Origin of the sequence: Kitasatospora sp. NPDC059803 (assembly GCF_042732255.1) — a bacterium.
GTDB lineage: Bacteria > Actinomycetota > Actinomycetes > Streptomycetales > Streptomycetaceae > Kitasatospora.
Genome location: NZ_JBHWIJ010000291.1, coordinates 1 through 3855, shown reverse-complemented (window position 1 = coordinate 3855; position 3855 = coordinate 1). Strand labels below are relative to the sequence as shown.

Genomic DNA, 3855 nt, shown 5'->3' with positions numbered 1-3855 from the left:
CGCGGCGGGGCCGGGGGGGTCAACACCGGTGCCGTGGCCACCACACCCCCCCCCCCCCCCCCACACTCCCCCCCGGGGCCTAGTGGGGGGGCCGGTGCGAGGGCCCGCCGTTGGAGGATCGACCAGGTGGGGCCGGGTGCGGCTGGTGTGCGGGCCCACTCGTGCCCGACCGGTCGCCGCCGCTTCAATCGCCGTACCGAAGGAACGGGACCGGCCAGGGGCGATGGAGCGACATGGATCTGAACACGGTGGCCGAGCTGTGCGACGCCCGCCGGGGCGGCACCTGGCGGCCCGGGGACGCCTGGCTCGGCGGCGGGACGTACCTGTTCTCCGAGCCGCAGCCGCACATCCGCCGGCTGATCGACCTCGGCCGGATGGGCTGGGAGCCGCTCACCCCGACCCCGGACGGCGGCCTGGAGATCGCCGCGACCTGCACGGTCGCCCAGCTCTCCCGCCACCCCAAGCCCGCCGCCTGGACGGCGGCGCCGCTGTTCGAGCAGTGCTGCCGGGCGTTCCTGGCCTCCTGGAAGATCTGGAACATGGCCACCGTCGGCGGCAACCTGTGCAACGGCCTGCCCGCCGGTCCGATGATCTCGCTGACCGCCGCCCTGGACGGGGTCTGCCTGCTGCGGGCCCCGTCGGGGGAGCAACGCCGCGTCCCGGTAGCGGAGTTCGTCACCGGCGCCGGTGTCAAGGACCTGCGGCAGGGTGAGCTGCTGCGCTCGATCACCCTGCCGGGCCGGGCGCTGGCGGCCCGGACGGCGTTCCGCCAGGCCTCGCTGTACGGGTTGGGCCGCTCCGGCGCGCTGCTGATCGGCACCCTCGACCCGGTGGACGGTTCGCTGACCATCACCGTCACCGCCGCCACCGTCCGCCCGATCCGGCTCTGGTTCCCGCCGGGGCCGAACGCGGCCGCCGTCGAGGAGGCGGTCCGAGACGGCATCCGGCCCGAGGAGTACGTCGACGACATCCACGGACTGCCCGCCTGGCGGCGGCACCTGACCTTCCGGTTCGCCGAGCAGATCCGCCGCGAACTGGACCCCGCCCGGCCGGCCTCGCCGAGTACGGCCGGGCCGGGCCTGGCTGGACCGGACCTGGCTGAACCGGACTCGACCGGGCCGGGCCTGGCCGAGGAGGCCGCCGCATGAGCTTCTCGATCCGCGTCAACGAACGGGACTTCGACGCCGAACCCCGCCCGGGCCAGTGCCTGCGCACCTACCTGCGCGAGCGCGGCTGGTTCGGGGTGAAGAAGGGCTGCGACGCCGGCGACTGCGGCGCCTGCACCGTGCAGGTGGACGGCACCCCGGTGCACAGCTGCCTCTACCCGGCGGCGCGCGCCGAGGGGCGGTGCGTCACCACGGTGGAGGGCCTGGCCAAGGACGGCGAACTGCACCCGATGCAGCAGCGGTTCCTGGACGCCCAGGGCTTCCAGTGCGGCTTCTGCACGGCCGGCTTCCTGATGACCGCCAGTGCCCTCGATGAGGAGCAACTCACCGACCTCCCCAGGTCGTTGAAGGGCAACCTGTGCCGCTGCACCGGCTACCGGGCGATCGAGGACGCGATCCGCGGTGTCCGGCACACCGAGGAGCCCGAGGCCGGCCGCGCCGTCGGCCGCAGCCTCGGCGCGCCCGCCGGGCCGCAGGTCGTCACCGGCACCGCCCGCTACACCTTCGACGTGGAGGTGCCGGGGCTGCTGCACCTGAAGCTGCTGCGCTCCCCGCACCCGCACGCCCGGATCGTCGCCATCGACACCGCGGCCGCGCTGCGCGTGCCCGGCGTGCACGCGGTGTTCACCCACCACGACGCGCCCGAGCGGCTGTACTCCTCGGCCCGGCACGAGCACCCGACCGAGGACCCGGACGACACCCGGCTGCTGGACGACGTCGTCCGCTTCGTCGGCCAGCGGGTCGCCGCAGTCGTCGCCGACAGCGAGGCCGCCGCCGAGGAGGGCTGCCGCCGGATCGCCGTCGAGTACGAGCAACTCCCGTACGTGCTGGACCCGGAGGAGGCGATGGCGCCCGGCGCGCCGGTCCTGCACGCCAAGGGGCCGCAGGCCCGGATCGCCCGGCCGGAGCACAACGTGTGCGGCGAGGTGCACGGCGAGATCGGCAGCGTGGAGCAGGGCTTCGCCGAGGCCGACGCGGTCTACCAGGAGACCTTCCGCACCCAGCGGGTGCAGCACGCCAGCCTGGAGACGCACGGCTGCGTCGTCTCCTTCGAGGAGCGGGAGGACGGCGCCGGCGAGCGGCTGGTGGTGCGCTCCAGCACCCAGGTGCCGTTCCTCACCCGGCGCGCGCTCTGCGCCCTGTTCGACCTGCCGGAGGAGGAGGTCCGGGTGGTGGCGGGCCGGGTCGGCGGCGGCTTCGGAGGCAAGCAGGAGATGCTGACCGAGGACATCGCGGTGCTGGCGGCGCTGCGGCTGCGCCGGCCGGTGAAGCTGGAGTTCACCCGGGCCGAGCAGTTCTACGGCGCCACCACCCGGCACCCGTTCACGATCACCGTCAAGGCGGGCGCGAAGGCGGACGGCACGCTCACGGCACTCAGCTTCCGGGTGGTGTCCAACACCGGCGCGTACGGCAACCACGGCCCGGCGGTGATGTTCCACAGCGTCGGCGAGTCGATGGGCGTCTACCGGGTGCCGCACAAGAAGGTCGAGGCGTACTCGGTGTACACCAACTGCGTGCCGGCCGGCGCCTTCCGGGGCTACGGGCTCGGGCAGGTGACCTTCGCGGTGGAGTCGGCGATGGACGAACTGGCCCGCCGGCTGGGCATCGACCCGCTGGAGTTCCGCGAGCGCAACGTCATCGGCCCCGGCGAGCACCTGCTCAGCCCCGGCGGCGAGGAGGAGGACCTGCACATCGCCAGCTACGGCCTCGACCAGTGCCTGCAAGTCGTCCGCGACGCGCTCGCGAACGACCGCAGCGCGGCGGACGCCCCCGAGGGCTGGCTGGTCGGGCAGGGCTTCGCCATGGCGATGATCGCCACCGGCCCGCCCGGCGGGCACTTCGCCGACGCCGCCGTCGCCCTGCTGGAGGACGGCAGCTACGACGTCGCCGTCGGGACGGCCGAGTTCGGCAACGGCACGACCACCGTGCACCAGCAGATCACCGCGGGCGCGCTCGGCACCACCGTCGACCGGATCGCGATCCGGCAGTCCGACACCGACGTCGTCCGGCACGACACCGGCGCCTTCGGCTCGGCGGGGACGGTGGTCGCGGGCAAGGCGGTGATGCGGGCCGCGAACGCGCTCGCCGAACGGCTGACCGGCTTCGCCGCCGAGTACGCGCGGACCCCGCGCAGCCTGGTCCGGCTCGGCGCCGAGGCCGTCGACTGCGACGGGCGCGGCATCCCGCTGAAGGAACTGCACGCGGCGGCGCGCGAACGCGGCGTCGACCTCGTCGGCACCGGGCACTGGGGCGGCTCGCCGCGCTCGGTGGCGTTCAACTCGCAGTGGTTCCGCCTCGCCGTCGACCCGGGCACCGGGGAGATCCGGATCCTGCGCAGCGTGCACGGCGCCGACGCCGGGCGGGTGATGAACCCGATGCAGTGCCGCGGGCAGGTCGAGGGCGGGGTCGCCCAGGCGCTCGGCGCGACGCTGTTCGAACGGGTGCTGCTGGACGACCGGGGCGAGGTCACCACGGCCGCCTTCCGCCGCTACCGCCTGCCCGCGTACGCCGACGTGCCGCGCACCGAGGTGCACTTCTCGACCACCTCGGACGCGATCGGCCCGCTCGGCGCCAAGTCGATGAGCGAGAGCCCGTTCAACCCGGTCGCCCCCGCCTTCGCCAACGCCCTGCGCGACGCCACCGGCATCCGCTTCACCGACCCGCCGTTCCTGCGCGACCAGGTCTGGCA

At 74.5% G+C, this 3855-nt stretch carries 2 protein-coding genes; both read left to right on the top strand.

Going from position 1 to position 3855, the window contains the following annotated elements; all coding sequences use genetic code 11:
- Positions 1-233: 233 nt before the first annotated feature.
- On the top strand, positions 234-1148 hold the full coding sequence (locus ACFV6I_RS32365) for an FAD binding domain-containing protein (RefSeq protein ID WP_380429173.1): 915 nt from the start codon (positions 234-236) through the stop codon (positions 1146-1148).
- On the top strand, positions 1145-3855 hold a 2711-nt coding region (locus tag ACFV6I_RS32360; RefSeq protein WP_380429171.1), incomplete at its 3' end, for a molybdopterin-dependent oxidoreductase. The genes ACFV6I_RS32365 and ACFV6I_RS32360, both read left to right, overlap by 4 nt.

Coding starts and splice junctions, on each gene's coding strand:
- ACFV6I_RS32365 (WP_380429173.1), top strand. CDS start 234: ATGGATCTGAACACGGTGGCCGAGCTGTGCGACGCCCGCCGGGGCGGC.